The sequence below is a fragment of the Mycolicibacterium neoaurum genome (genome assembly GCF_036946495.1).
In the GTDB taxonomy this organism is placed as follows: domain Bacteria; phylum Actinomycetota; class Actinomycetes; order Mycobacteriales; family Mycobacteriaceae; genus Mycobacterium; species Mycobacterium neoaurum_B.
Genome location: NZ_JAQIIX010000002.1, coordinates 4,164,945 through 4,191,500, shown reverse-complemented (window position 1 = coordinate 4,191,500; position 26,556 = coordinate 4,164,945). Strand labels below are relative to the sequence as shown.

The following is a 26,556-nucleotide window of genomic DNA, read 5'->3' as shown; positions in this document are numbered from 1 at the left end:
GTTCGATATTGGACCGGACGGTGCGCCATGGCAGCAATGCGCTGTCCTGGAATACCATTCCCCGGTCCCTGGATGTTCCGGTGATGATTCCACCGTCGGCGAGCACCCGGCCGGTGTCGGGTGCCAGCAGGCCGGCCAGCGCCCGCAGCACGGTCGATTTGCCGCATCCCGACGGACCGGTCAGCACCAGGATCTCACCCGGCTGCACGGTCAGATGCAGCCCGCGCAGGACCGGGGATCCGGTGTAGGACAGGGTGACATCGTGCAGCTCGAGCGCCATACCGGTTGCCACGGCGGTGCTCATCGGTTCGGCTCCCCGCCGCGCGGCAACCAGCGGGTGGCGCGGCGGCCGATCAGCTCGATCGCCGCGGCGGTGCCGAAGCCGAGCACCCCGATGGTGATGATGCCGACGAATACGCCCGGATAGTCGAGCACGGTGTAGGCCTGCCAGGTGCGGTAGCCCACGCCGAGCCGGCCCGAGATCATCTCTGCAGAGATCACGCAGATCCAGGCCACTCCCATACCGACCGACAGTCCGCCGAACAGACCGGGAAGGATGCCCGGCAACACCACCTGGCGCAGCACGTCGAGGCGCCCACCGCCGAGGGTGCGCACCGAGTCTTCCCAGATGGTCGGCAGTGCCCGTACCGCGTGCCGAGTGCTCACCATGATCGGGAAGTAGGCGGCCAGGAAGGTGATCGAGACGATGCCTGCCTCATCCGAGGGGAAGAGCAGGATCGCCACCGGCACCACCGCGATGGCCGGGATGGGCCGCACCAGTTCGGTGAGCGGGCCGAAGATATCGGCGAACCAGCGGGACCGACCCAGCATGATTCCGGTCACCACACCCAGCAGCGCGGCCAGTCCGAAACCCGTCAGGATGCGGATCAGCGACTGCGCAAGGTCCAGCCAGTACTCCTGCGTGCCGGCCTTGGCCGCCAGGGCGGCACCGATCTCGGTGACCGTCGGCAGCGTGTCGAACCGCATCCATAACCGAATACCGTTGGTGGTCAGCACTTCCCACAACCCGATCGCGGCCAGGACAGACGCCACCCGGACAAGCGGTGCCGCCACACCCCCGGCGCGACCGGCTTTGCCGTCACCGGCGCCGCCGTCGTCGGGGGGTCCAGCAGGGCCGTCATTGCACACCTACCAGGGCCTCGCGATAACTGACGACGGCCGCACCGGGATGGGCGACGATATGCCGCTGGGCGCCCGCCTGGGTACCGAACGGGAGATAGCTCTGGCCGTCCTTGACCCAGACCGCCTTGTCGGCGAACCATCGAGTGCCCAGTTCGGCATCGGGGACATATGCCGCGCGCACGGTCGCACCGTCTGCCTCCGCGGCGCGTACCGCACGCAGCAGTTCGGTCGGGTTGGCCACGGTCTGGGTCGAGTCGGAACCCTGCAGCCACAGCTCACCACCGTTCGGAGGGCTCGTCGCGTCCAGCGCCGACTGGTAGTCGAGGCCTCGTTCGGTGAAGGCCTTGCGCAGCGGCCCGTCGTTGACGAATCCGGCGACGTCGAGTTCGGCGAAGTCACCGATCGACTTCAGGTACGGCACATCACCTTTCAGTGCGTCGACCAGTGACGGTTTGAGCGTGGTGTCGAAGGAGGTGCCCCCGGGACCGTTGTACAGATAGACGACTTCCTGCGGCAGCCCGCTACCGTCGGCGACGATACGGCTGGCTTCCAACGGTTCGGAGTTCAGGAATTCGGTGGCGTCGAGTTGGGATTGCAGGAAGGCGTCGAGCACCTCGGGATGACGGTCGGCGTAGTCCTCGCGGACCACCACGCCGTGCAGCGTCGGGTAGTCCAGCTCGGCACCGTCGTACAGCAGCCGTGCCTTGTCCTGGTAGACCAGCAGTCCCGGCCAGGCCACGAACTGTGAAAGTCCCTCTACCTGGCCGGATTCCAGAGCCGAGGCACCGACCTGTGGTTGCTGGTTGAGTACTTCGACACCGGTCTTGGGGTCCAGGCCGACACGCTCCAGTGCGCGCACCAGGGTGCCGTGACCGGCGGAACCGACGCTGGCCGAGACCTTCTGGCCGGCCAGGTCGGTGAGCGTCCGGGCCGGTGAGGCGGGATCGACGACGATCATGTTCAGCGCACCCTTGGGGTGGTAGCCGGTCACCGAGACGATATCGGTGCGAGCTCGCTCGTTGGCCTGGGTCTTCGATCCGTTGATGAGCATCGGGTAGTCGCCCATCGAACCGATATCGATCTTCTCGGCCACCATCTGCGCGGTGATCGGTGCGCCGGTGTCGTAGTCCTGCCAGACGACGTTGTACTTCGTGCCGTTCTCGGCGGTGACATCGGCCAGCCGCTGTTCGAGGAACCCCTTGGCTCGCAGCAAGGTTCCCGCAGTAACGGTATTGATGGTCTTGGATTGGTAACCGATCACGACGTTGACCACGTCATCGGCGGAGCTGTTCGTATCCAGCGAGCAGGCGGCGACGGTCGCGGTCAGGGCAGCGAGCAGCGCAACGAGTGGTTTCTTCACGACGGGCCTTATCTGGGAGCTGAGCCGACGGGCTGGTGTCAGCGGATGAGGAAGGGCATGTTGACGGTGACGGCACCGGTGGGACAGCGCGAGGCGCACGGCCCGCAGTACCAGCATTCGTCGACGTGCATGAAGGCCTTGCCGTTCTCCGGGTTGATGGCCAGCGAGTCCAGCGGGCAGATCTCGACGCAGAGGGTGCAGCCTTCGATGCATAGCGACTCGTCGATGGTCACCGGGACGTCGACGCGGTTGTTCACCAGGGTCATTCTGAGCTCCTACCGGGCTGATTTCGGGAGAGGTTGCTGCGCATGGTGATCCGGTCTCCGCGCATCCGGATGTATTCGAGGTCGACGGGTCGGCCGTCGTCGAGGCTGGTGAGGCGTTCCAGCATCAGCAGGGCCGCGCCGTCGGGTACCTGCAGGGTGTCCGCGGAGTGCCGGTCGGCCGCGATGGCTTCCAGGGCGAGCGCGGCCGAGCCGAGTTGCCGGCCGCTGACCTGCTCGATGAGGGCGAAGACATCATTGGTCTCCAGCGGATGTGTGATGACCTGTTCGCCGATATCTGGTGCAAGGTAGGTGAGGTCGAGCGACAGCGGGAGATCGCCGAGATAGCGCAGCCGTTCGATGTAGACCACGGCGGAACCGGGGGCGAGGTCGAGCTTGCGGGCCACCGCGGGCGGGGCGGCCATGGTGAGGACGGCCCTGACCTCGTTACGCACCTCGCCGTAGTGCTTGAAGGTCTCCTTCAGCCCGACCAGCGCATCGAGGCCGTGGTCGAGTTTGCGCACGGCGACGTGGGTGCCCACCCGGGTGCCGCGATCGATGAGTCCCTCATCCTTGAGAACGCCGAGCGCCTCACGAATGGTGTTCCGCGACACCGCGAATTCGGCGGCCAGCTCGGTTTCGCTGGGTAGGCCGTCGGGATAGCCGCCGCCGTGGATCTGATGGCGCAGCAGATCGGCGACCGGACGGGCCTGATCGGCCCGCGCACGGCGGATCGGTGTCGGATCTGTGGCTGCCACCCGATCACCGTAGAACCGATTCTGGCATCGTCCCGACTGCTGAGCAGCCCGGATCGGTTACAGCACGTCATTGCGCCGCCTCTGCGGCACAGGGACCAGCCATAATTCGCGAGCCTTGTGGTATTGCGCCACCTGCTCCGAGCAGCCGCATATTTCGATCGCGGTGAATCGAAGTATGCGGGCACGTCCGCACCGGAGTCAGCCACCGTCGTCCCCGTCCTCGGGGTCGCCTTGTCCGCCGAGGAACTCTCCGAGGAGTTCTTCGGGGTGGAAGTGGTGGTTGATGGTGTCTTGGCCGGTGTCCAGTAGTGGTGGTGGGTGCCAGTGGACGCGGCCGGTGGTGGGGTCGATTTTTGTGGTCCAGCCCAGTTCGGCGAGGCGGTTGTCCGGTGGGCAGCCCAGACCGAGGGTGGGGGCGTCGGTGTGTCCGCCGCGGGCCCAGCTGGGTTCGGCGTGATGTGCTTGGCAGCGGTTGGCGCAGTGGGTGCAGCCGGGGCGGGTGCAGCCGCGGTCGCGGTTGTAGAGCAGTAGGCGTTGGGCTTTGGTGGCTAGGCGTTTGGTGCGGCCCAGGTAGAGCGGTTCGGCGGTGTGGTGGCGGTAGATCACCAGGTAGTGGTGGGCGTGTTCGGCCAGACGGATCAGGTCGGGCATGGGCATGAGGGTGCCGGTGCCGGTGACCGCGATGCCGGCGGCGGTTTCGAGTTCGGCCAGGGTGGTCGAGACCACGACGGTGACCGGTAGCCCGTTGTGCTGGCCGAGCCTCTTGGACATCAGGGTGTCGCGCAGGATGGCTTTGAGGGCGTCGTGTTGGCGTTGGGCAGCGGTGCGGGTGTCGCGGCCGGCCGGCCCGTCGGCCAGCGCCTCGAAGTCGATACTCGGCCGAGGAGCAGCGGCCTGGGCGGCAGCGACGGCGTCCATCCTGTCGGCCAGATCATCGAAGGTCCTGAACTCGGGCGCATCATCAACGCTCGGCGCACACTCAGACCCGAGATTTGACCCGGCTGCCACCTCGCGTTCGGGCTCAGGTTCCGCTCCAGGCCAGGCGTCAAGCTGAGCGTTACTCTCCGCTTCTGCCTCTGGCCGGGGTTCGGCGTCGAGGCCCTCATCGAGCGGATTGGGATCCCCATTGTGTTGCGGCTGAGCGTCTTCGGGATTGTTGATCCCTGGCCGGGCCCACGCATCGAAGGCGGTCCCCAGATAGGCGGCCAGCTCGGGATCGACCCAACCGCTGATATGGGTGAGCCCGTCGGCATCTTGCTTGCCGATCCGGATCCCGCGCCTGTGGCGGGCCAGGTCCGGGCCGGGCCCGTCCTGGTTGAGCAACATCAACGCGTGCGTGGCTGCTGTCTGCACCGTCTCCGGACCGGCGGCCGCGGCCACCGAGACAAGGATCTCTTCGAGCTCCGCGCACTTGGCCGCAGTGGTGTGTTTCGCGGCCTGGTGCACCGCGCCGCGAATGACCTGGATATGCCCGTCATTGATCGTGCCGGCGGCCAACGCAGCCGCACACGCCGGAAGCAACGGCGCCAGCACCTCTCCGCCGATGGCGTGGCGTGGCCCCAACTGCTTGGCGGCCTGGATCCGCCTGCCCGCCTCAGCCCCGGACAGGCGCATCCTGGTGGACAGCACATCGGCCCAGGTCTTGCCCCCGATCTCATGGGCGGTCGCCCGATCCATCAACACCGCCAGGATCCGGTGATCGACCGCCGCATCGGCGCGGGCACGTTCCTCGCGTTCAGACTGCAACGCCAACAACTCCGCCGTGTCAAAGCAGGTGAAATCGGCATCCAACAACGCCTTCACCGACGCGGCGCGATCGGAGAGGGCGTGCTGCACCGACTCCCGACTGGCCGCCACATCCGATCTCATGACTCGAACATACGTTCTATCACCGACAGAACACGCGAGAAAGTGACACCAGAGGCAGGCGAGACCAAAGAAAAATCTGAGGCGCCATTTGCACTGTCAGCGAACGACTTTCACGCAAGCGCGACACAGGCCCGACCCGACAGCAGCGGGTCGGGCCCGGCGGCGCCTAGTTCGCCGTAGGTGCGGCTTCGTAGGTGACCCACGTCGTGCGCGTGGCCAACGTGTCATAGAGCGCCTGAGCCTGCACATTGTCGGCAGCGGTCACCCATTGGACCACCGATCGTTCTTCGGCTGCCGCCATCTCGGTGAGCCGGCCGATGAGCGCTCGTCCCACTCCTTTTCCGCGCACCTCGGGATCGGTGAATAGATCGTCCAGGAAGATCCCGGTCGAGCCGGTGTACGGCGAGGAAAACCGACGGTGATGCGCAAAGCCGACCAGTTCGCCGCCGACCGTGGCGACGATCGCCTTGCATTCGTGGCGGGGATTCATGAGCCACCCCCAGGCACGAGAGACGATCTCCTCCGATTCCTCGAGTTTGTAGAACTCCCGGTATGCACGGAACAGCGAACGCCAACGCGTCTCGTCGGCGGCTTCGAGCGTGCGGATTGCAGGTGCGGTTTTGCCAGTCATGTCTTTCCCATGTACATCGTGTTTCGGTATCTCGTTCTGCGCGCCCGTTCGGCGCCATGCGGGGTCATGCACCGCTCAATGTCTTGGCCCACAGCTCCTTTCGCCTCCAGAATGTCGCCGATCAGCCGTGTCGGTGAACGGCAGATCGCGATCGTGGGAGAGTTTGGACGAAGCCGATGGCTCGCCCGAGGCGAATGAGTAACGCTGCGCTCGGAAAAGTAGTAACGTTATCTAGTAATCTCATGAATAACGATAACAGAGCTTCCGAGATATCGACCGCCCTGCTCGGCCGTATCGCCGCCCTGCCCGCGGGTACGAAACTGCCGGGAGTCAGAGCCCTGTCCGGTGAGTATCACGCAAGCGCCGCTACGATTTCGGCTGCGCTGGCCGAGCTCAGTGCAATGGGTCTGATCCGCGCCGAGCCAGGCCGTGGCACCTTCGTCACCGGACGACAGCGGCTAGCCGAACCCGACTACTCCTGGCAGACACAGGCACTCGGACCGGCACGGGTCGATGCCGACCGCGCCGCCAGGTTGGGCGGATACGGGTCGGCCGATCACATCCCTTTGTCCTGGGGGTACCTCGCCCCTGAACTGACCCCGACCGACGAGCTGTATCGCATAGCCAGTCGATCGGCGAGGAGTTCCCGCGCCCACGCGATCACACCCGTTGCCGGCCTACCGGAACTTCGGCGCGTCATATCGGCCGAGTACCGTGCCGACCCGAACGACGTCCTGGTGGTGTCGGGCGGACAGCAGGGGCTCGTGTTCGCCATGCGCACCCTCGCCGAGCCCGGCGCCACGGTCATCACCGAAAGTCCCAGCTATCCCGGGGCAATTCTGGCCGCACAGAGCGCGGGGCTGAAGGTGGCATCGGTGCCCGCCGATCATGAGGGAATCGTCGTCGAGCGCCTCGCCGAGGAACTCGAGCGAACCAGGGCCCGCCTGGTCTACATACAACCCAGCCATGCCAATCCGACCGGAGCGGTGCTCAGTGCACAGCGCCGCACCCAGATTCTCGATATCGCGGCCACGCACGGAGCATTCCTTTTGGAAGACGACTGGGCCAGACATCTGGGTATCGACGCGCAGCCACCACCGCCACTGTTCACCGCCGATCCGCACGGGCACGTCGTCACAATCCTGACTCTGGCGAAATCCGCCTCTCCCGCCCTTCGGCTGGGTGCCGTCATCGCACGGGGACCCGCCGGCGAACGATTACGCGCCGCGCGCACCGCCGACGACATCTGTGTGGCACCACTCATCCAGGAGATCGGGCACACCCTATTGACATCAACCGGCTGGCCGCGCCACCTCAAGCGTCTGCGCGCCGAACTCGGGGTGCGACGCGATGCGTTGCTCGCAGCCATCGAGACCGCGCTGCCGCAGGTCCGAATCAATGCCATTCCCCAAGGGGGAATTCATCTTTGGATGAAGCTGCCGCACGGTGTCGACACCCGCGAATTGACCGCCGCCGCGTATGCCGCCGGAGTGCTCGTCGGTGACGGTCGCCATTTCTTCGTCAACGAGCCGCCCGGACCGTTTCTGCGGCTCTCCTACGGCGCCGCGAGTCCCGCCCAGCTGGCGGAGGGAGTCCGGACACTCGCCAATGTCATCGAACGCGTGCCCGGCTCCGCACACTGAACCGGCACGCCTAGAGCGAGCGCGAGAGCACCCGCCCGAACTGCAACAGCCGCTCCATCTGCGCCAGTCCCCCGTTGTCGACGGTCTTGGTGTAGCGGAAGGATTCGCAGTACAGATCGCTGTCGGTGGCCGATGTGCGCCGAGCCCGGGTCACCAGCTGGGTGTACATCCGCAGGCGCACCTCGGCGAGTCGCCGCGTGCCATCGGGCAGCACGTCGAACTGAGTGCTCAGGATGTGGTCGCTGATCGTCGAGAGCAAAATGGTGCGCACCGACGAGGTCAACTGCCGCCGGTTGTCGTCGAACTCGTCATCGGCGCGCCACAGGATGAGACGCAGCCCATCGGTGGCCACCACCTCCTGCCACACCGCAGTGCCCCAGTGCTCCTCGGACTCCCCGCGCGACATGATGAACGCCGCGACGCCCGGGAACTCGACGACCGACCGCAACTGCTCCAGAGCGAGATCGGGATCGCGCAGATACACCGTCGCCGCGTCCTGCAGGCTCGTGTACGGCGCCCAGTCCTGCGGCACGGTCCGCTACTCCGCGCCGTCCGAAGGTCGCAGCGCGGCGGCGGCGGCCCGGATCTGCGGTGTCACCAGCATGACCTGGCCGAGCACGCCGTTGACGAATCCCGGTGACTCATCGGTGGACAGTTCCTTGGCCAGCTCGACGGCCTCGTCGACGGCCACCGGCTCGGGGACGTCCTCGGCGTGCAACAGCTCCCACACCGCGACCCGCAGGATCGCTCGGTCCACGGCGGGCAGCCGGTCGAGGGTCCATCCCTGCAGATGCGAGGAGATCAGATCATCGACATGCGCGGCGTGCTCGGTGACACCGCGCGTCACCGTGACCGTGTACGGGTTCAGCGGCGAGATATCGGCCTGGGTGTGCGACAGCGCGTTGCGCGCATCGGCAGCCTCCGCCGCGGTGATACCGCGGGCCTCCGCCTCGAAGATCAGATCGACGGCGCGTTTGCGGGCCTGGTGCCGACCGCGGTCGCCCTTGCGGTCAACCATTCGTCCGGCCTTCAGCCATTGACCCGGCCGAGGTACGAACCGTCACGCGAGTCGACCTTCAGCTTGTCGCCGGTATTGATGAACAGCGGCACCTGCAGCTCGGCGCCGGTCTCCACGGTGGCGGGCTTGGTACCTGCGTTGGAGCGGTCGCCCTGCAGTCCGGGCTCGGTGTGGGTGACGACCAGTTCCACCGTCACCGGCAGCTCCAGGTACAGCGGTGCACCGTCGTGGAACGCGATCTGGACGGCCATGCCCTCCAGCAGGAAGTCCGCGAGGCGGCCCACCAGCGACTCCGGCAGCGGGTGCTGCTCGTAGTCCTCGGAATCCATGAAGACGAAATCCGACCCATCGCGGTACAGGTAGGTGGCGTCGCGGCGGTCGACGGTGGCCGTCTCGACCTTCACACCGGCGTTGAACGTCTTGTCGACGACCTTGCCCGACAGGATGTTCTTGAGCTTGGTTCGCACGAACGCAGGCCCCTTACCGGGCTTGACGTGCTGGAACTCGGTGATCTGCCAGAGCTGTCCCTCGATCTGCAGGACGAGACCATTCTTGAAGTCGGCGGTTGATGCCACGTGTGTACAGCTCCTAGATCAGGTGATGACAGCCAGTTCCTTGGGGAACCGGGTGAGCAATTCGGGTTCGGGTGCGTCCTCGCTGCCGACAACCAGGGTGTCCTCGATTCGGACACCGCCCCGGCCGGGCAGGTAGACGCCGGGCTCCACGGTGACCGCAGCGCCAGCAAGCAGTGTACCGACGGCCGAGGCGCTGATTCCCGGCGCTTCGTGTATCTGCAGTCCGACCCCATGTCCGAGCCCATGTCCGAAGTGCTCGGCGTGGCCGGCATCGGCGATCACCTGACGCGCTGCGGCATCCACCGCGGGCAGGTCCGCCCCGGGTGCCACGGCAGCCCGTCCCGCCGCCTGCGCGGTCGCCACCAACTCATAGAGCTCTCGCTGCCAGTCCGCGACACTGCCCAGAACGAAGGTGCGGGTCATATCGGAGTGATAGCCCGCCACCAAGGCGCCGAAGTCGATCTTGACGAAATCCCCGGTGGCCAGCACCGCATCGGTGGGCCGATGGTGCGGGATGGCCGAATTCGATCCGGTTGCGACGATCGTCTCGAACGAGATCCCGTCGGCACCGTGGTCGAGCATCAGCGACTCCAGGTCCCGCCTGACCTCTTTCTCCGTCCGGCCGGGCCGCAGGCCGCCCCGTTCCAGAAGGTCGTGCAGTGCTGCGTCGGCCGCCTCGCAGGCCAAGCGCAATATCGCGATCTCACCGACATCCTTGACCTCGCGTAGCCGCTCGACCATCCCGGCGGCGCGCACGAAGTCGACACCCGCTCCGGCGCGCTGCAACGACGTGAAACCGTCGACGGTCACCACATGGCTCTCGAAACCCAGCCGGCGCACTCCGGCGGCGGCCCGGGCGGCCAGCGCCGGCCCCACCGCTCGTTCGATGACCACTTCTGCATCGGGCGCCTGGGCGGCGGCCTGCGTTACATAACGTCCGTCGGTTGCCAAGACCGGCGTGTCCCGTTCAGCGAACACCAGGAGCGCGGCGTTCGAACCGGTGAATCCGGACAGATAACGCACGTTGACCAGGTCCGTTACCAGCATTGCGTCCAGGTCGGCGGCGGCCAGCCGCTGCCGCAACCGGTCTCTGCGTGCAGATATCGTCACGGTCGATGACGCTACTCGCTAGGCTGTGCCCTCATGAGCAAGTGGTTGCTGCGCGGACTCGTGTTCGCCGCGGTCGTGGTGGTGCTGCGTCTGATCCAAGGAGTCCTGGTGGATTCCTTCCCGACGCAGGCCGGGTGGATCAGCCCGACGCTGGGTCTCTTCCTGGCCATTCCGGTACTGCTGTGGGCCTACGCCGACGGTCGCGCCGATGCCCGTGCGCAGAGTGACCCGGACCGTCGCCAGGATCTGGCGATGGTGTGGTTGGTTGCCGGTCTGATCGCCGGACTGCTCGGCGATCTGGTGTGCTGGTTCATCGGGTTGTTCTACCCCGCGCTCTACACCGGCGGCCTGCTCAGTGAGCTGACCTCATTCGCCGCGTTCACCGCGCTGTTGGTGTTCGTGGCGGGCGTGGTCGCAGTGACCATCGGACGTTGGACCATCGACCGCAAGGCACCGCCGTTCGTACGACGCCGTGAGGGTGACGAGGACCGCGCCGACACCGACGTGTTCGCCGCGGTTCAGCCCGGCCCCGAAGAGCCGGCCAAGAGCTAGCTACCGCGAACCCACCACGGAGTACGCCGCCGCCAGCAGGGTCGGGTCCGGCCCTTCGAGGCGGCCGGGCTTGGCCAGTCCGTCGAGCACGACGAAACGCAATACTCCGGAACGGTTCTTCTTGTCCCCGGCCATGTACTCCAGCAGCTGCGGTAGCGCGTCGGCGTCGTAGCTGACCGGCAGACCCAGCGATGTCAGCACCCGCGCGTGCCGGTCCGCGGTGTCATCATCGAGGCGCCCGGCAAGGCGTCCCAACTCGGCGGCGAAGACCAGCCCCACCGACACGGCGGCACCATGGCGCCACTTGTAACGCTCGCGCCGTTCGATGGCATGCGCCAAAGTGTGCCCGTAGTTCAGAATTTCGCGCAGCGCCGACTCTTTCTCGTCAGCGGCCACGACCTCGGCCTTGACAGCGATGGCACGACGGATCAGTTCCGGCAAGACCGTCCCGGCCGGATCCAGCGCGGCCTCGGGATCCGCCTCGATGAGATCGAGGATCACCGGGTCGGAGATGAAGCCGGCCTTCACGATCTCGGCCATGCCGGCGATGATCTCGTTGCGCGGAAGTGATTGCAGCGTCGCGAGATCCACGAGCACCGCCAAGGGCTGGTGGAAGGCGCCGACCAGGTTCTTACCGGCATCGGTGTTGATACCGGTCTTTCCGCCGACGGCGGCGTCGACCATGCCCAGCAGGGTGGTCGGCACGTGCACGATGTCGACCCCGCGCAGCCAGGTGGCTGCGGCGAAGCCTGCCACATCGGTGGCCGCACCCCCGCCGAGGCTGACCACGGCGTCCTTGCGTCCGATTCCGATGCGGCCCAGCACTTCCCAGATGAATCCGACGACCGGCAATTCCTTGCCCGCCTCGGCGTCGGGGATCTCGATGCGGTGTGCGTCGATGCCGAGACCGGCCAGGTGCTCGCGGATGGCCTCGGCGGTCTGCGCCAGTGTCGGCTGGTGCAGGATCGCGACCTTGTGCCGCCCGGTCAGGGTGCGGCCCAGGTCCTCGAGCAGGCCGGTGCCGATGATGACCGGGTAGGGCCGGTCGACAAGAACATCCACTGTCACGGGTTCACTCATTGCGTGCCTCTGCTCGTTTGGCCAGCGCCGCAGGTGTGGGCGGGGCCTCGGTGGTCGGTGCCGGGTTGAGAACGGTCGGGAGCCGCCGCCAGGCCGGGCGGCGTCGGCGCCGCGGCCGGGAGGGGCCGCAGCCTTGCAGGCGGGTGACGATATGGCGCACCACGGCACCGGGATTACGCCGGTTGGTGTTGACCCGCATGGTCGCGACCTCGCGGAAGAGCGGCACCCTGGCATCCATCAGTGCCCGATACTTCTCGGCGGGGTCCTCGCCGGCCAGCAGCGGACGCGCACTTCCAGTGGTACGCCGAATTCCTTCTGCAGCACTGATTTCCAGATAGATCACGGTGTGCCCGGCCAGCGCCTCGCGCACTGCGGGGGTGGTCACCGCGCCGCCACCGAGGGACACCACACCATCGTGCTCGGCCAGCGCCTTACGCACCACGTCGGCCTCGATGGCGCGAAACGCGGGTTCGCCGTCGGTGAAGATGTCGGCGATACTGCGGCCGGTGGTCTCGACGATGGCAACGTCGGTGTCCAGCAAGGGAACTCCCAGCGCCTTGGCCAGCCGCCGTCCGATGGTGGATTTGCCGGAGCCCGGCATTCCCACCAGAACAGCCTTGGGCGCCATGGTTATCCCGCCCGCGCCGCTGAGTTTTTCCCCGCGTCGCTGCGCTCCAGGCCGCCGGAGCGCTCCGCGACCGCGCCCAGGTAACTGTCCACATTGGCCTTGGTCTCGGCCAGCGAGTCACCACCGAACTTCTCCAGTGCCGCACGCGCCAGCACCAGCGCCACCATGGTCTCGACGACCACACCAGCGGCCGGCACGGCGCACACATCGGAGCGCTGATGGATCGCAACGGCCTCGTCGCCGGTGGCCATGTCGACGGTGGCCAGTGCGCGCGGCACCGTGGAGATCGGTTTCATCGCGGCCCGCACGCGCAACGGCTGGCCGTTCGTCATGCCGCCTTCGAGACCGCCTGCGCGGTTGGTGGAGCGGACGATGCCGTCGGGCCCGGGATAGATCTCGTCGTGAGCGACACTGCCCCGGCGCCGGGCGGTTTCGAAACCGTCGCCGATTTCGACACCCTTGATCGCCTGGATGCCCATGACCGCGGCAGCCAGCTGACTGTCGAGGCGGTTGTCCCCGCTGGTGAACGAACCCAACCCCACGGGCAGACCACTGACCACGACCTCGACGATGCCGCCGAGGGTGTCACCGTCCTTCTTGGCGGCTTCGATCTCGGTGATCATGGCGGCCTCGGCGTCCTTGTCGAAGGCGCGGACCGGGCTCTCGTCGATGGCCGCCAGGTCCTGCGGCTGCGGCGGCGGGCCATCGTAGGGCGCCGAGGCGCCGATGGAGATGACATGCGAGACCACCTCGACACCGAGCGCCTGCTTCAGGAAGGCGCGCGCGATGGTGCCCGCGGCGACACGCGCCGCGGTTTCGCGGGCGCTGGCCCGCTCCAGTACCGGACGAGCGTCGTCGAAGCCGTACTTGAGCATCCCGGCGTAGTCGGCGTGGCCCGGGCGCGGCCGGGTCAGCGGGGCGTTGCGTGCGGCATCGCTGTCGAGTTGCTCGGCCGACACCGGGTCCGCGGCCATCACGGTCTCCCACTTCGGCCATTCGGTGTTACCGATCTCGACGGCGATGGGCCCGCCGAGGGTGCGGCCGTGCCGCACCCCGGCAAGCAGGGTGACCTGGTCCTTCTCGAACTTCATCCGGGCGCCGCGGCCGTAGCCGAGGCGGCGGCGCTGCAGCTGGGCGGCGATATCCTCGGAGGTCACCGCCAGCCCGGCAACCATCCCCTCGACCATCGCCACCAGGGCGCGACCATGGGATTCACCTGCGGTAGTCCATCGCAACACGCTGTCCATCCTCCCACGTCCGGTTTCACCGGCGGAAATCCGTGTACATCCCACACGCCGCTGCCGCCACCGCGTGTGATGACCCCGGCATCAAGACGACCCACATGGTGCCGATCACAACTTAACGTTGCTGAACGCATGGTGGCGCTCCTAGCGTTCGCTCGGCATGGATACATGGCCCCAGGCACAGTTCGAGAAGGAGTCCGATGGCTGACCACACCCCAGACCCCGTCATCGATGTGGTCGTTGATCTCAAGACCACCCTCGGGGAGGGTCCGCTGTGGGATGTCGAGCAGCAGGCGCTGTACTGGATCGACAGCGCCGACGGTCGAATCTTCCGCTCGACCGCGAGCGGCACGGGCATCCGCGCCTGGGAGGTCGGACAGAAGATCGGATCGATGGCGCTGACCCGGTCCGGCGACGGCGCGCTGGTCGCGTTGCAGGACGGCCTGTGGCGGCTGACCTTCGGCAGCGGTGAACTCACCCGGCTGGTCGAGATCGAGGCCGATCTTCCCCACAATCGGCTGAACGACGGAACAGTCGACCGGGCCGGTCGGTTCGTCTTCGGGTCCATGGACACCCTGGAGGAGACCGGTAGCGGCAAGCTCTACAGCTACCACCCTGACGGGACGTTGACCGTGCTGGACGACGGCATCACGGTGTCCAACGGACCGTGCTTCAGCCCGGACGGCACGACGCTCTACTTCGCCGACACCTGGACCGGTGAGATCTGGGCCTATGACTACGACCTGGAGCATGGCTCCGTGGCCAACCGCCGCACCTTCGCCACGGTGGACACCAGTTCCGGTGGAGCGGCTGACGGGGCGACCGTCGACGCCGAAGGATATGTGTGGCAGGCACTCGTCTACGGCGGCAAGATCATCCGTTACGCACCCGACGGGTCGGTCGATCGCGTCATCGACTTCCCGGTGCTCAAGCCGACGAGCGTCATGTTCGGCGGACCGGATCTGGACGTCCTTTTCGTCACCTCCATGGCCAAGCCACCGCTGCCGCGATTTCCCGGTGACGGGCAGCTCCGCGGCTCGTTGTTCGCCGTTCGCGGTCTCGGCGTGCACGGCCTGCCCGAATGCCGATTCGGCGCATGACCTCTCGATCACTCAAAGGACGACTCGATGGCTGACAAACGGCGCGGCTCGCTGCGCAACACCCACAAATACTCCTGGATCTCCCTCGGTGTGTGCTGGCTGATCTGGGTGCTCAATGCCTATGACCGTGAAATCATCCTGCGGCTCGGCCCGACCATCTCGGAGACCTTCGACCTCAGCGCGGACGCCTGGGGTGCGCTGGTGTCGTTGATCATGATCTCGCTTGCCGTGCTGGCGATTCCCGGGTCCAGCTTGAGTGATCGATATGGCGGCGGATGGAAGCGGGCACGATTCCAGGTGCCGCTCGTCATCGGTTACACCGCGTTGTCGTTCATCTCGGGCTTCAAATTCGTTAGCTCACATCTGATCTCGTTCGTGGCGCTGCGAATCGGTGTCAACCTGGGCGCCGGGTGGGGTGAACCGGTCGGTGTGAGCAACACCGCAGAATGGTGGCCGAAAGAGCGACGCGGGTTCGCCCTCGGCGCCCACCACACCGGTTATCCGATCGGTTCGCTGCTCAGCGGTCTGGTGGCCGCGGTGGTCATCGGCGCATTCGGCCCGTCGAACTGGTCCTACGCGCTGTTCCTCGGGCTCATCATCGCGGTCCCGCTGATGCTGTTCTGGGGTCGTTACTCCACTGCGCGACGAATCGACGAACTGTACGAGGACATCGCAGCCAAGGGGCTGACTCCCCCCGATCGTGACCTGCCGACGGAGGCCGGGAGCCGGCGGCGTGGACTGGTGGGCGCGTGCCTACGCAATCGGACGATCTCGATGACCGCCCTGACCACCTTGTTGACCCAGATCGTCTACATGGGAATCAACATGGTGCTGCCGGCCTACCTCTACAACGTGGTCGGCCTCTCACTTGCCGAATCAGCAGGCCTCAGTGTGGTCTTCGCGCTCACCGGCGTACTCGGCCAGATCCTGTGGCCCAGCCTCTCCGACGTCATCGGCCGCAGAAAGACCATCGTCATCTGTGGAATCTGGATGGCCGTGAGCGTGGCGGCCTTCTACGTGGCCACCTCGTCGCTGCTCGTGGTCGTCGTGCAACTGGTCTTCGGTGTCGTCGCCAATGCGGTGTGGCCGATCTACTATGCGGCCGCCTCCGACGCAGCACCCGAAGGCGCCATTTCCACGGCCAACGGCATCATCACCACCGCGATGTTCATCGGCGGCGGGATCGCGCCGCTGCTGATGGGCCGGTTGATCACGATGGCCGGCGGCTGGGAGGCCACCGGCGGTTACATCGTGTGTTTCTTCACCATGGCCGGTTGCGCGTTGCTCGGTGTGGCGCTGCAGTTCTTCACCGCGCCTTCGCCGCCGGCAGACAGGTCGACCGAAGCCGATCCGGTCGCTGCGCGCCGCTGAACCCGATCACGAGAATCCCCCCGGAGCCGGCCTGGCTCCGGGGGGATTCTCGTGCTGTCTCGCGCTCAGAAACCGACCCTGTTCGCACCCTTTAGGTCGAGCATCTCGCGGGCGTCATCAGGGGTGGCTATCGCAAAATTCAACGCCTCCAGGATCGTACGGATACGGCTCACCTGCTCGGCATTGGAAACAGCCAACTGACCCGGACCGATCCACAGTGAATCCTCCAGACCCACCCGGACATGCGATCCCATCGCGGCGCCGATGGTCGCCAACGGCATCTGATTGCGTCCCGCGCCGAGGATGGACCACTCATAGTCCGCACCGAGCAGCCTGTCGGCGGTGCGCCGCATGTGCATCAGATCCTCCGGATGCCCACCGATGCCACCGAGTAGTCCGAATACCGCTTGGACGAACAGCGGACCTCGGGCCAGCCCGCGCGCGTGGAAGTGCGCAAGGTTGTTCAGGTGCGATATGTCGTAACACTCGAACTCGAATCGGGTGTCGTTCCGGTTGCCGATGTCGAGGATGGTCTCGATATCGGCAAAGGTGTTCTTGAATACCAGATCCCGAGACTTCTCCAATGCCTCGCGCTCCCATTCGTTGGCGAACTGGTCGAACCGCTCCAGCATGGGGTAGAGACCGAAGTTCATCGACCCCATGTTCAACGACGCCAGTTCCGGCGCGAAGGTGGCGACCGGGCGCATCCGCTCCTCCACGGTCATATGCGGAGACCCGCCGGTGGTGATGTTGATGACCGCGTTGGTATTGGCCTTCAGTTTGGCCAGAATCGGCTCGAAATCCTTGGGATCCTGCGAGGGTCGGCCGTCATGCGGTGAGCGAGCGTGCATATGGACGATCGCCGCTCCGGCCCGGGCCGCTCCGATGGCGGCGTCGGCGATCTCGTCGGCCGTCACCGGCAGATGCGGTGACATGCTGGGGGTGTGTATCGCACCGGTCACCGCGCTGGTGATGATGACTTTTCTCGTCTTGGGCATCGATTGTTCTCCGTTCTTCGGACTTCTCTTGTCGGCGTTGACTTTCAGAAGAGTTTCTCGGTGTTGCCGTCGACGGCCATGGCCTGGCCGTTGATGTTCCTGGCCAACGGGCTGGCCAGGAACAGGGCCATATCGGCGATATCGGCGGCGTCGATCAGCCGTCCCAGCGATGATTGACCGCGATACAGCGCGGCAACCTCGTCCACCGGCCGGTCCAGCATCGCGGCCTTCGCTTCGATGACCTGCTCGATACGTGGGCCGTCGACCGCGCCGGGACAGATGGCGTTTGCTCGGATCCCGGACGCACCGAGCTCGATCGCCAGCGATTTGGTGAAGCCGATCACCGCCCACTTCGACGCCGAATACGGACTGCGCCCGGCCATACCCAATCGGCCGGCGGCCGAGGACATATTGATGATCGACGGGTCGTCCGACCGTTCGAGAAGCGGCAGTGCGTGTTTGACGCAGAGGAACTGTCCGTGGACGTTGACATCGAAGGTCGTCTTCCAGTCCTCGATTTCCAGGGAGTCGACCCGACCCGTCGGTCCTGCCACGCCGGCGTTGTTGATCAGCACGTCCAGACCACCGAATTCGGCCTCCACAGAACGCATGAGCTGCCTGACATCGTCTTCTCGGCAGACATCGCTGACCGCGGCAGCCAGACCGGCTTCTCCGGCGGCCCGCACGGCCTCCGGGTTGACGTCGGTGACGAAGACGTCGGCGCCGTGGGCCTTCATCGTGGTCGCGATCGCAAGTCCGATACCGGCCGCGCCGGCGGTGACCACCACGCGTCGGCCGGTGAAATCGAGCACGCGCCGATTGCGTTGGGGTGCAGACATATCGTCATCTCCTTCGTAGGGGCCGGCCGCGGTGGGACGGCATGGTGAATCCACGCACGGCCGAAGTGGCCGCACGTTGCGTTATCGCTGCGGGTTGTCCCGGCCGGTCGTCAGTCAGTCAGTCAGGCACGCCGCGCCGCCGGGCCGGCGGACATCCGCAGGTCCGGCCGATGTGCAGACGGTGTTCACAGATCACGTGGTGGTAGGTGGAACGTGGACGGATGATCTGGTCCAACAGCAGTTCGAAGGACCGTTCGGCCATCACGTTGATCGGCTGGATGACGGTGGTGAGGTTGATCAGGGCGGACCGACTGTGCGGCAGCCCGTCACCGCCGACGACGGCCAGATCCTCGGGGATCCGCAGGCCCATCGACATCGCATGCTCCATGACCCCGATCGCGATCTCGTCAGATCCACACACCACCGCCTCCGGCGGACGGGGGCCATCCAACAGCGCGCGGGCAGCGGCCCGACCGCCGGCGCTGTCGAGCCGGGTGCTGACCTTGCGGGCGCCGCGCACCGACACCCCGGCCGCCTCCGCAGTGCGTACGAAAGCCTCTTCGCGGATGAGCGAGGCGGTGGAGGTACGCGGGCCGATGACGGTGGCGAGCTCTCGATAGCCATGCTCCAGCACATGTTCCATCAACAGGGTGGCGGCCGCGTCGAAGTCGATTCCGACATAGTCACCATGCAACTGATCGGCACTTCGCGATAAGCAGACGAACGGAATCCGCTTCTGGCGCAAAGTCCGTAGCGCTCGCAGATCCTCGCGGAGGAGCGCGGCGATGATCACCCCGTCGACGTTGCGGGCGGCCAGGGTGCCCGCAACCTGCGCCAGCGTGTCGGGATCGTCGTCGGTGGTCGCGACGAAGACGTCGAAGCCCTGTTCGCGGGTCACCGAAATGATGCGTTCTGCCCAGCCGGTGTACATGGGGTTGCCCAGATTGGGAAGGATCAGTCCCACCACGCGTGTCAGGAGCGGGTCCGGACGCGGGCCCGCCGCCGGCCGATAGCCGAGTTCACCGGCGACTTTGATGACCCGTCTTCTGGTCTCGGCGGAAACCCCGGGCTGGCCGTTCATCACATAGCTGACAGTGGCCTTCGATACGCCGCACGCGCGGGCCACCGCGGCCGCCGAGACAGCTCGGGCGACGGTCGCGGATACGCCGATATCGTCCACTGACCCTCCTGCCGCCTCGTCGATGCGCTGTGGCGCCCATTACAACGCCAGATCAAACGTTAAGCAACGTTAAGCCCCGCTCGCCTCCATCCGCCCGATTCGCCGAAGGATCCCGGGAACGGACACTGAACGTCCGCGCCTTGCGCGCCCACGCACGCTTAACGTTGCTTATCGAGATTCGACACCCCTACCGTTGGGCAGTGTGAAGATGTTGGCGCACAACAACTCTGACGGCCATCTGGTGGTGGCGCCGGACAAGTTCAAAGGCTCCGTCTCGGCCGCGGGCGCGGCCGCGGCATTAACCGACGGTCTCCGGTCGGCGACATCGCGGCCGGTCGTGCCGTTCCCCATCGCCGACGGCGGGGAGGGAACGGTGGACATGCTGATGACCGCCGGCTTCTCCCCCGTCACCTGTGCCGCGGTCGACCCGCTGGGCCGACCGGTCGAGATGGTCTATGCGCGGTCCGGACGCACCGCGGTGATCGAGGCCGCCACTGCCTGTGGATTGGGCCTGCTCCGGGGCTGCGGGCCGAACCGCGCCACGGCGCGGATCGCCACCAGCCTGGGCGTCGGTATGGCATTACGCGACGCTCTGGCACGCGGAGTGGACCGCATCGTTCTTGGGATCGGCGGCAGCGCCACCACCGACGGCGGGGCCGGTCTGCTGGTCGGTCTCGGGGCCCGTCTCTTGGACGAGTACGACGACCCGGTGTATCCGAGCGCAGCCGAGCTTCCGCACATCCGCAGCATCGACCTCAGCGGTGTCGATCGGGGGCTCCGCGATGTCGAGCTGGTGGTCGCGTGCGATGTCGACAATCCCCTCACCGGACCGGACGGTGCCGCGCACGTCTACGGCCCGCAGAAGGGCGCCGACCCCGAAACCGCGCGCTCTCTGGACCGAGCGCTGGTGCACTGGGCGGATATCGTCACCGCGCACACCGGGCAGGACCGGCGGGGTGCACCGGGGATGGGTGCGGCGGGTGGGATCGCGTTTGCGATGGCCGCTTTGCTCGGAGCCCGCGTCGCGCCCGGTATCGACCTACTGCTCGAACTGGGCGGTTTCCCCGCGTTGCTCGACGGCGCTGCGTTGGTCATTGTGGGCGAAGGTTCCCTCGACGAACAGTCGCTGCGCGGCAAAGGGCCGGTCGGGGTGGCCAGGCAGGCGCACGCCCGTGGCGTCCCCGTGGTGGCCGTCGCCGGCCGATCGACGGTCGGATCCGCCGAAACGCAGTCCGCGGGTATCGGTTCGGTGTACACACTGGCCGAGCTGGAGGCCGATCAGACGGTGAGCATGCGCAACGCCGTGACATTGCTGAACCTCATCGGGGCAACCATCGCCAGGGACCGGTTCGGCGAACTCGGGTCACGTCATCCATAGCGGTCGGTTCACCAGCCGACCGCCAACACCACCGCCCCCGCGCTCGCGATGCACATGGCCGGCCCGTGCGCGACCGGACCGGCGCGGCCGAACATCCGGGCGATCAGCGCCCAGATCGCGGTGAGCAGCGGCGCGGCCAACGCGGCCAATGCCCACACATCCGTACCGAAGGCGCCCGTCAGCGCCCCGAGACCGAGCGCGAGCTTGACGTCGCCGGCACCGAGGTGGCCGGGCACCGCCAGATGGATGATGAGGTAGATCCCGAACAGCGCGAGCGCCCCGGCGAGAGCGGGCATGCCGCGGTCGCAATATGCCGCCGCGCCCAGCACCACCATCGCGCCGGGCAGCGTCAACACATTGGGCAGGCGTCGCTGCCGCAGGTCGTAGACGGTCAGCGCGGTCAACCACACGCCCACCGCGACCCACCCCATATGTCGAGGCTAGAGCCGCTCGAGGGCCGCTCTCATCACCTCTTGCGGGGCCGTCATGCCGGTGAACTGCTCGACCTGCGCGACGGCCTGATGCAGCAGCATCTGCAGGCCGCTGACCACCCGGCCCCCGGCAGTGCGCACTGCCTCGGCCAACGGTGTGGGCCACGGGTCGTAGATGGCGTCGAGCAGTACCGGCACCGACGCGATCGCGTCGGCGTACCGCGCTGCGACCTCGGCGGGCAGCGTGTTCACCGCGACATCCAGCTCTGCCATCGGATGGCCCAGCTCGACCCATTCGGTATCGGCGCCGAGTTGCCGTCCGATGGCCACCGGTTCGGCAGCCTTGGCCTGGTCGCGGGCCAACACGGCGATGTGGCGCACACCTAGGCTCACCAGCGCGGCTACCGCGGCCGGGGCGGTGCCACCGGAGCCCAGCACCGCCGCGCGTTGTGGCGTATCGACATGGTCGGCCAGTGCGCCGATGACGCCGTCGATATCAGTGTTGTCGGCGCGCCACCCGGTGTCGGTACGCACCAGAGTGTTGGCCGAGCCGACCAGTGCGGCGCGTTCGGTGCGTTCGGTGGCGGTGGCCAGTGCGGCGAACTTGCCGGGTTTGGTGACCGAGAGGCCGACCCATTCGGGGCCGAGCCCGGCGACCAGTCCCGGCAATTGGTCGGCAGTGCATTCGATGCGGTCATAGGTCCAGGACGTCAGTCCCAGCGCCCGGTAGGCGGCCAGGTGGATATCGGGTGAGCGCGAATGCGAGATCGGGGAACCCAACACCGCGGCCCGCCGGACATCGGGCCGCCCATCGGGCACGGCGGCGGGCCGCCCATCGGGCACGGCGGCGGGCCGCCCATCGGGCACGGCGGCGGGCCGCCTATCGGGCACTGTCGAGCACACCGTTGCGCCTGGCGATGTCGATATTGGCCAGGTGCTCGTCGTAGTCGCGGGTGAAGTTGGTGGTGCCCTGCAGGTCGATGGTGACGAAGTACAGCCAGTCCCCGATCGCCGGGTTCTCCGCAGCGACGACCGCCGGTGCTCCCGGTGAGCAGATCGGCGTCTTGGGCAGGCCCAGCGAGGCGTAGGTGTTCCACGGCGTGATCCGCGCCCGGTCGGCGTCGGTGGTGGCCACCTCGGTGCGGTCCAACGAATAGTTGACCGTGGAGTCGAACTCCAGCTTCCGGTTCTCGGCGAGCCGGTTGTAGATGACCCTGGCGACCTTGGCGAAGTCCTGGGGCTTGGATTCGCGCTGGACCAGTGATGCCACCACGAGCACCTGGTAGGGGGTGATGTTGGCGGTGGTGGCCGCATCGAGCAATCCATTCGCCTCATACATCGCCGTGCTCGATCGGATCAGTCCGGCCAGGATGCTCTCCGGCGATCCCGAGGGGTCGACATTCCAGCTACCCGCGGCGATCAGGCCTTCCAGACGGCGATGGTCGTCGCCCATGGCCTCCAGGCCTGGGTTCGCCCACGGCGGGACGGCGAGAGTGGCGGGATCAGCGCTGCCTGCGGCGCGTTTGAGGTCCTCTGCGGAGACGCATTCCCTGGTGCCGTTGAGATCCACGCACGAGGCCTGGGAGATGAGCGTCAGGATGCCCTCGGTCACCGCGTCGGTCTTGACGTCGGCGACGTCGTCGAGCTGGCGACCCTCGGGGATGACGAGCTGGCCGACACGATTGGCCGGATCAGCGAGCCGTTCGACGGCGTTGGCGGCGGGGATCTCGGTACGGACCTTGTAAAAGCCGGGCTGGATGGCCGCGATCGCCGGGTTGGTGGCAGCCGCCTCGACGAAGGTCTTCGAGGACGACACGACATTGCGTTGTTGCAGGGTCTGGCCGATGGCGGTGGTGGTGTCTCCGCTGTGCACCTCGATGACGACATCGTCGACACCGTCGCCGGCGAAGTCACCACCGCTTCCGAACATGTTGTGCCACATCCGCGATCCGACGAACACCGCACCGACGACGACCACCACGAGCGTTGCCACCGCGAAAATCGTGTAGTTCCGCCGGCGGCGCGCCATCCGTCGCGCCCGCGCGCGCTCGGCGCGGTTCATCCGGCGACGCGGCGGCCCGACGGCGATCGGCTCATGGCGGTCGGTATTCCATTGCGAATCCCACTGGTCACTCATCGGCCACCCTTAATGCGGACCGGCGCTGGTCCAACCAGGTCTGCAGAATCCCCACTGCCGCAACCTGATCGACCATGGCCCGCTGGTTCTTGGCGCGCACTCCGGCATCGCGGAGCGCGCGCTGTGCACTCACCGTGGTCAGTCGTTCATCAGCCAGCCGCACCGGTACCGGTGCGATCAGCTCGGCAAGTTTGTCGGCCATCTCGACGGCGTCCTGGGCCGACGATCCGGAGCGGTCGGCCAGCGTGCGCGGCAACCCGACGATGACCTCGACGGCATCGTTTTCCTGCACCAGCGCCACCAAGCGGCGCAGGTGGCGTCCGGTGCGATCCCGTTTGACGGTCTCCAGCGGGGTGGCCAGGATCCCGTCGGGATCGCTGCCTGCCACGCCGATGCGCACGGTGCCGACATCGACCCCGAGCCGCCGGCCGCGTCCCGGGTCATCGGGACCGGGCCGGTCGGGGCTGCGGTCGACGTCCAGTGGCACAGGCTAGCTCCGGGCGATCTCTGCGCGTAGCGCGGCCAACGCCGCGTCGATACCCGCCGCCCCCTTACCGGAACCCTGGGCCAGATCGGCCTTCCCACCCCCACGGCCGTTGACCGGACCGCCAAGCACCTTGACCAGGTCGCCGGCCTTCAGACCCAGATCCTGCGCGCCCGCGTTCACCGCGACGACGAACGGCACGCTGTCGCCCTCCGCCTCGGCGATCAGGGCGACCACACCGGGCTCGGAGCCCAGCTTGCCCTTGATGTCGCCGACCAGGCTGCGCAGGTCGCCGGCCGAGACCCCGCCCGCCATCCGCTGCGCCACCAGACGGACCTTACCGACCGTCTCCGCACCGGCGGCGGCATTTGCCGCGGCGGCGCGAGCGTTGGCAAGACGCACCTTGTCGAGTTCCTTCTCGGCGGCGCGCAGTCGCTCGACGAGATTGGCCACCCGGGCCGGAACCTCCTCGGACGGTACCTTCAGCGACGAGGCCAGCCCGGCCATCAGCGCGCGTTCCTTGGACAGGTGCCGGAAGGACTCCAGGCCCACATAGGCCTCGACGCGCCGCACGCCGGAGCCCACCGAGGACTCCCCGAGCAGTGTCACCGGACCGATCTGCGCCGAGCTGCGCACATGCGTTCCGCCGCACAGCTCCAGCGAGAACGGCCCACCGATCTCGACCACCCGGACCTCGTCTGGGTAGTTCTCACCGAACAGTGCCATCGCGCCCATCGCCTTGGCCTGGTCGAGTCCGGTGTTGAAGGTGTTGACCGCATAGTCGGCCTGCACGGCCTCGTTGGCGACCTCTTCGATCTGGGTGCGCTGGGCCTCCGACAGCGCTCCCTGCCAGTTGAAGTCGAATCGCAGGTAGCCCGGCCGGTTCAACGAGCCTGCCTGTACGGCGTTGGGCCCCAACACCTCTCGCAGCGCCGCATGCACCATGTGGGTTCCCGAGTGACCCTGGGTCGCGCCGTGCCGCCACGTCGGATCCACCTCGGCGACGATGGTGTCACCCTCGACGAACTCACCCGATTCGACCCGGACGCGATGTGCCCATAGCGTTTTCGCGATCTTCTGCACATCGGTGACCGTTGCCTTGGCGGTCTCCGACGATCCGGTGCCGGTGATGGTGCCCTCATCGGCGATCTGACCACCGGATTCGGCGTAGAACGGGGTCCGATCCAGGATCAGCTCGACGGTCCCGTCCGCGCCGCCGTGACTGACCACAGGGACCCGGGTGCCGTCGACGAAGATGCCGAGAATACGTGCCTCGGTGGACAATTCGTCGAAGCCGGTGAACTCGGTGGGTCCGCCGTCGACAAGGTCGCGGTACGCGGACAGGTCGGTGTGGGCCTGCTTGCGGGCAGCGGCGTCGGCCTTGGCCCGTTGCCGCTGCTCGGCCATCAGGCCGCGGAAACCCTCTTCGTCCACAGTGAGACCCGCTTCGGCGGCCATCTCGAGGGTGAGCTCGATCGGGAAGCCGTAGGTGTCGTGCAGCGTGAAGGCGTCGACGCCCGAGAGCGTGGACTTGCCGGCGCTGCGGGTCGCCTCGGCAGCATCGTCGAACAACCGCGATCCCGAGGCCAGGGTCCGGTTGAACGCCGTCTCCTCGGCCACCGCGATGCGGTGAATGCGGTCGAAGTCGGTGACGAGTTCGGGGTAGGACGGTCCCATCTCGTCACGCACGGTGACCATCAGCTCGCTCATGATGGGCTGCTCGACACCGAGCAGCTTGGCCGCGCGGATGATCCGGCGCAGCAGCCGGCGCAGCACGTAGCCGCGGCCCTCGTTACCGGGGCTGACACCGTCGCCGATGATGATGGCCGCGGTGCGGCTGTGGTCGCCGATGATGCGGTAGCGGACATCGTCGGTGTGGTTGCCCTGGCTGTAGCCGCGGGGCGCGTACTGGGCCACCTTGTCGATGACGGGTCGCACCAGATCGGTTTCGTAGACGTTGTCCACGCCCTGCAGCAGGCAGGCGATGCGCTCGACACCCATGCCGGTGTCGATGTTCTTGCGCGGCAGCGGCCCGAGGATCTCGAAGTTGTCCTTCGACGTCCCCTCGCCGCGCTCGTTCTGCATGAACACGAGATTCCAGATCTCGATGTAGCGGTCCTCGTTGGCCTCCGGCCCGCCGTCGACGCCGTACTCGGGTCCGCGGTCGTAGTAGATCTCCGAGCACGGCCCACAGGGTCCGGGGATGCCCATCGACCAGTAGTTGTCGGCCATGCCGCGGCGCTGGATGCGCTCGAGCGGCAGCCCCGCAACCTCCTGCCACAGTTCGATGGCCTCGTCGTCATCGAGGTAGACCGTCGCCCACAGGCGCTCCGGGTCGAAGCCGTAACCACCCTCGGAGACCGGGTTGGTCAGCAGCGTCCAGGCCAGCTCGATGGCGCCCTTCTTGAAGTAATCGCCGAAGCTGAAGTTGCCGGCCATCTGGAAGAAGGTGTTGTGCCGGGTGGTGATACCGACTTCTTCGATATCCGGGGTGCGGATGCACTTCTGCACGCTGGTGGCCCGGTCCCAGGGCGGCGTGCGCTGGCCGAGGAAGAACGGTACGAACTGCACCATGCCGGCGTTGACGAACAGCAGGTTCGGATCGTCGAGGATCACCGAGGCGCTGGGCACCTCGGTATGTCCCGCTTTCACGAAATGATCGAGGAAGCGTTTCCTGATCTCGTGTGTCTGCACGTGCTGCTGTCCTTTGGTCCAACCTGCGAATACAACGACCGCACCACAGTACCGTTTGGTTACCGGTCGG

The 26,556-nt window shown here is 66.8% G+C and carries 27 protein-coding genes; 5 read left to right on the top strand and 22 right to left on the bottom strand.

Annotated features, from left to right (window positions below; translation table 11 throughout):
- The 7 genes from PGN27_RS25680 to PGN27_RS25650 form a co-directional block, all read right to left on the bottom strand.
- Positions 1 to 304 (bottom strand): ATP-binding cassette domain-containing protein (locus PGN27_RS25680; protein ID WP_335328638.1); only part of this gene is annotated, 304 nt, incomplete at its 3' end.
- Positions 301 to 1,149, bottom strand: coding sequence for an ABC transporter permease (locus PGN27_RS25675; RefSeq protein ID WP_418888644.1), 849 nt, complete (start codon positions 1,147 to 1,149; stop codon positions 301 to 303). The genes PGN27_RS25680 and PGN27_RS25675, both read right to left, overlap by 4 nt.
- Positions 1,139 to 2,503 (bottom strand): ABC transporter substrate-binding protein, encoded by a 1,365-nt coding sequence (locus PGN27_RS25670; RefSeq protein WP_335328637.1) that lies wholly within the window; start codon positions 2,501 to 2,503, stop codon positions 1,139 to 1,141. Before PGN27_RS25670 ends, PGN27_RS25675 begins: the two co-directional genes overlap by 11 nt.
- Positions 2,504 to 2,541: 38 nt before the next feature.
- Complete coding sequence (locus tag PGN27_RS25665; RefSeq protein WP_335328636.1) at positions 2,542 to 2,769, bottom strand: 4Fe-4S dicluster domain-containing protein; 228 nt, start codon at positions 2,767 to 2,769, stop codon at positions 2,542 to 2,544.
- Positions 2,766 to 3,524: a GntR family transcriptional regulator gene (locus PGN27_RS25660; protein WP_335328635.1), complete on the bottom strand. Its 759-nt coding sequence runs from the start codon at positions 3,522 to 3,524 to the stop codon at positions 2,766 to 2,768. Before PGN27_RS25660 ends, PGN27_RS25665 begins: the two co-directional genes overlap by 4 nt.
- A 198-nt stretch (positions 3,525 to 3,722) precedes the next feature.
- A complete protein-coding gene (locus PGN27_RS25655) occupies positions 3,723 to 5,393 on the bottom strand; it encodes a DUF222 domain-containing protein (protein WP_335328634.1) in 1,671 nt (556 codons plus the stop codon).
- Between the two features lie 166 nt (positions 5,394 to 5,559).
- The gene (locus tag PGN27_RS25650) at positions 5,560 to 6,024 is read right to left on the bottom strand and encodes a GNAT family N-acetyltransferase (RefSeq protein ID WP_335328865.1); all 465 of its coding nucleotides are present in this window, start codon (positions 6,022 to 6,024) and stop codon (positions 5,560 to 5,562) included.
- A gap of 242 nt (positions 6,025 to 6,266) precedes the next feature.
- Here PGN27_RS25650 and PGN27_RS25645 point away from each other — a divergent pair, with 242 nt between their 5' ends.
- Positions 6,267 to 7,667, top strand: a complete 1,401-nt coding sequence (locus PGN27_RS25645) for an aminotransferase-like domain-containing protein (protein WP_335328633.1) — start codon at positions 6,267 to 6,269, stop codon at positions 7,665 to 7,667.
- A 10-nt stretch (positions 7,668 to 7,677) separates the two neighbouring features.
- Here PGN27_RS25645 and PGN27_RS25640 read toward each other — a convergent pair whose 3' ends face one another.
- Genes PGN27_RS25640 through PGN27_RS25625 form a run of 4 tightly spaced genes read right to left on the bottom strand, consistent with a single transcriptional unit; the run spans position 7,678 to position 10,370 of the window.
- Entirely contained in the window at positions 7,678 to 8,199 is a 522-nt protein-coding gene (locus PGN27_RS25640) for a hypothetical protein (protein ID WP_335328632.1), read from the bottom strand.
- Positions 8,200 to 8,205: 6 nt separating this feature from the next.
- Entirely contained in the window at positions 8,206 to 8,685 is a 480-nt protein-coding gene (gene nusB / locus PGN27_RS25635) for a transcription antitermination factor NusB (RefSeq protein ID WP_335328631.1), read from the bottom strand.
- A gap of 11 nt (positions 8,686 to 8,696) precedes the next feature.
- The gene (efp, locus tag PGN27_RS25630; protein WP_335328630.1) at positions 8,697 to 9,260 is read right to left on the bottom strand and encodes an elongation factor P; all 564 of its coding nucleotides are present in this window, start codon (positions 9,258 to 9,260) and stop codon (positions 8,697 to 8,699) included.
- 18 nt (positions 9,261 to 9,278) lie between these two features.
- Positions 9,279 to 10,370: a M24 family metallopeptidase gene (locus PGN27_RS25625; RefSeq protein ID WP_335328629.1), complete on the bottom strand. Its 1,092-nt coding sequence runs from the start codon at positions 10,368 to 10,370 to the stop codon at positions 9,279 to 9,281.
- A gap of 33 nt (positions 10,371 to 10,403) precedes the next feature.
- Between PGN27_RS25625 and PGN27_RS25620 the strand changes: the two genes are divergently transcribed.
- The gene (locus PGN27_RS25620) at positions 10,404 to 10,922 is read left to right on the top strand and encodes a B-4DMT family transporter (protein WP_335328628.1); all 519 of its coding nucleotides are present in this window, start codon (positions 10,404 to 10,406) and stop codon (positions 10,920 to 10,922) included.
- On the opposite strand, the gene aroB is transcribed toward PGN27_RS25620, so the two are convergent.
- From aroB to aroC, 3 genes are read right to left on the bottom strand one after another with little or no spacing between them, the layout of a single operon-like run.
- Positions 10,923 to 12,002 carry a 3-dehydroquinate synthase gene (gene aroB / locus PGN27_RS25615; RefSeq protein ID WP_335328627.1) on the bottom strand — a complete coding sequence of 360 codons (1,080 nt, stop codon included), beginning with the start codon at positions 12,000 to 12,002 and terminating at the stop codon, positions 10,923 to 10,925.
- Positions 11,995 to 12,630 carry a shikimate kinase gene (locus tag PGN27_RS25610; RefSeq protein ID WP_281568952.1) on the bottom strand — a complete coding sequence of 212 codons (636 nt, stop codon included), beginning with the start codon at positions 12,628 to 12,630 and terminating at the stop codon, positions 11,995 to 11,997. Before PGN27_RS25610 ends, aroB begins: the two co-directional genes overlap by 8 nt.
- A gap of 2 nt (positions 12,631 to 12,632) precedes the next feature.
- Positions 12,633 to 13,868, bottom strand: a complete 1,236-nt coding sequence (gene aroC, locus PGN27_RS25605) for a chorismate synthase (protein WP_335328626.1) — start codon at positions 13,866 to 13,868, stop codon at positions 12,633 to 12,635.
- A gap of 206 nt (positions 13,869 to 14,074) precedes the next feature.
- Here aroC and PGN27_RS25600 point away from each other — a divergent pair, with 206 nt between their 5' ends.
- Both PGN27_RS25600 and PGN27_RS25595 read left to right on the top strand, forming a co-directional pair.
- Positions 14,075 to 14,974 (top strand): SMP-30/gluconolactonase/LRE family protein, encoded by a 900-nt coding sequence (locus tag PGN27_RS25600; protein WP_335328625.1) that lies wholly within the window; start codon positions 14,075 to 14,077, stop codon positions 14,972 to 14,974.
- A 27-nt stretch (positions 14,975 to 15,001) separates the two neighbouring features.
- Positions 15,002 to 16,345: an MFS transporter gene (locus tag PGN27_RS25595; protein ID WP_335328624.1), complete on the top strand. Its 1,344-nt coding sequence runs from the start codon at positions 15,002 to 15,004 to the stop codon at positions 16,343 to 16,345.
- Positions 16,346 to 16,410: 65 nt separating this feature from the next.
- Here PGN27_RS25595 and kce read toward each other — a convergent pair whose 3' ends face one another.
- From kce to PGN27_RS25580, 3 genes are all read right to left on the bottom strand, one after another.
- Positions 16,411 to 17,343, bottom strand: a complete 933-nt coding sequence (kce, locus tag PGN27_RS25590) for a 3,5-dioxohexanoate:acetyl-CoA acetone transferase (RefSeq protein ID WP_335328623.1) — start codon at positions 17,341 to 17,343, stop codon at positions 16,411 to 16,413.
- 44 nt (positions 17,344 to 17,387) lie between these two features.
- Positions 17,388 to 18,182 (bottom strand): SDR family oxidoreductase, encoded by a 795-nt coding sequence (locus PGN27_RS25585; RefSeq protein ID WP_335328622.1) that lies wholly within the window; start codon positions 18,180 to 18,182, stop codon positions 17,388 to 17,390.
- A gap of 118 nt (positions 18,183 to 18,300) precedes the next feature.
- On the bottom strand, positions 18,301 to 19,362 hold the full coding sequence (locus PGN27_RS25580; protein ID WP_335328621.1) for a LacI family DNA-binding transcriptional regulator: 1,062 nt from the start codon (positions 19,360 to 19,362) through the stop codon (positions 18,301 to 18,303).
- A 208-nt stretch (positions 19,363 to 19,570) separates the two neighbouring features.
- Between PGN27_RS25580 and PGN27_RS25575 the strand changes: the two genes are divergently transcribed.
- On the top strand, positions 19,571 to 20,740 hold the full coding sequence (locus PGN27_RS25575) for a glycerate kinase (protein WP_335328864.1): 1,170 nt from the start codon (positions 19,571 to 19,573) through the stop codon (positions 20,738 to 20,740).
- A gap of 8 nt (positions 20,741 to 20,748) precedes the next feature.
- Here PGN27_RS25575 and PGN27_RS25570 read toward each other — a convergent pair whose 3' ends face one another.
- The 5 genes from PGN27_RS25570 to alaS are packed head-to-tail and all read right to left on the bottom strand — an operon-like array spanning position 20,749 to position 26,486.
- Positions 20,749 to 21,171 carry a prepilin peptidase gene (locus tag PGN27_RS25570; protein ID WP_335328620.1) on the bottom strand — a complete coding sequence of 141 codons (423 nt, stop codon included), beginning with the start codon at positions 21,169 to 21,171 and terminating at the stop codon, positions 20,749 to 20,751.
- A gap of 9 nt (positions 21,172 to 21,180) precedes the next feature.
- Positions 21,181 to 22,014 (bottom strand): shikimate dehydrogenase, encoded by an 834-nt coding sequence (locus tag PGN27_RS25565; protein WP_335328863.1) that lies wholly within the window; start codon positions 22,012 to 22,014, stop codon positions 21,181 to 21,183.
- A gap of 37 nt (positions 22,015 to 22,051) precedes the next feature.
- A complete protein-coding gene (locus tag PGN27_RS25560) occupies positions 22,052 to 23,308 on the bottom strand; it encodes an endolytic transglycosylase MltG (protein ID WP_335328619.1) in 1,257 nt (418 codons plus the stop codon).
- Positions 23,301 to 23,795 (bottom strand): Holliday junction resolvase RuvX, encoded by a 495-nt coding sequence (gene ruvX, locus PGN27_RS25555; protein ID WP_335328618.1) that lies wholly within the window; start codon positions 23,793 to 23,795, stop codon positions 23,301 to 23,303. The genes PGN27_RS25560 and ruvX overlap by 8 nt, the downstream gene beginning before the upstream one ends.
- 3 nt (positions 23,796 to 23,798) lie before the next feature.
- Positions 23,799 to 26,486 (bottom strand): alanine--tRNA ligase, encoded by a 2,688-nt coding sequence (gene alaS, locus PGN27_RS25550; RefSeq protein WP_335328617.1) that lies wholly within the window; start codon positions 26,484 to 26,486, stop codon positions 23,799 to 23,801.
- Positions 26,487 to 26,556 lie beyond the last annotated feature (70 nt).

Excerpts from the sequence above, each read along its gene's own strand:
- kce (WP_335328623.1), bottom strand. The coding sequence starts at position 17,343 with ATGCCCAAGACGAGAAAAGTCATCATCACCAGCGCGGTGACCGGTGCG.
- PGN27_RS25595 (WP_335328624.1), top strand. The coding sequence starts at position 15,002 with ATGGCTGACAAACGGCGCGGCTCGCTGCGCAACACCCACAAATACTCC.
- aroB (WP_335328627.1), bottom strand. The coding sequence starts at position 12,002 with ATGAGTGAACCCGTGACAGTGGATGTTCTTGTCGACCGGCCCTACCCG.
- PGN27_RS25585 (WP_335328622.1), bottom strand. The coding sequence starts at position 18,182 with ATGTCTGCACCCCAACGCAATCGGCGCGTGCTCGATTTCACCGGCCGA.
- PGN27_RS25575 (WP_335328864.1), top strand. The coding sequence starts at position 19,571 with ATGTTGGCGCACAACAACTCTGACGGCCATCTGGTGGTGGCGCCGGAC.
- PGN27_RS25620 (WP_335328628.1), top strand. The coding sequence starts at position 10,404 with ATGAGCAAGTGGTTGCTGCGCGGACTCGTGTTCGCCGCGGTCGTGGTG.
- PGN27_RS25665 (WP_335328636.1), bottom strand. The coding sequence starts at position 2,769 with ATGACCCTGGTGAACAACCGCGTCGACGTCCCGGTGACCATCGACGAG.
- PGN27_RS25560 (WP_335328619.1), bottom strand. The coding sequence starts at position 23,308 with ATGAGTGACCAGTGGGATTCGCAATGGAATACCGACCGCCATGAGCCG.
- PGN27_RS25610 (WP_281568952.1), bottom strand. The coding sequence starts at position 12,630 with ATGGCGCCCAAGGCTGTTCTGGTGGGAATGCCGGGCTCCGGCAAATCC.
- PGN27_RS25645 (WP_335328633.1), top strand. The coding sequence starts at position 6,267 with ATGAATAACGATAACAGAGCTTCCGAGATATCGACCGCCCTGCTCGGC.
- PGN27_RS25600 (WP_335328625.1), top strand. The coding sequence starts at position 14,075 with ATGGCTGACCACACCCCAGACCCCGTCATCGATGTGGTCGTTGATCTC.
- PGN27_RS25650 (WP_335328865.1), bottom strand. The coding sequence starts at position 6,024 with ATGACTGGCAAAACCGCACCTGCAATCCGCACGCTCGAAGCCGCCGAC.
- PGN27_RS25570 (WP_335328620.1), bottom strand. The coding sequence starts at position 21,171 with ATGGGGTGGGTCGCGGTGGGCGTGTGGTTGACCGCGCTGACCGTCTAC.
- nusB (WP_335328631.1), bottom strand. The coding sequence starts at position 8,685 with ATGGTTGACCGCAAGGGCGACCGCGGTCGGCACCAGGCCCGCAAACGC.
- PGN27_RS25655 (WP_335328634.1), bottom strand. The coding sequence starts at position 5,393 with ATGAGATCGGATGTGGCGGCCAGTCGGGAGTCGGTGCAGCACGCCCTC.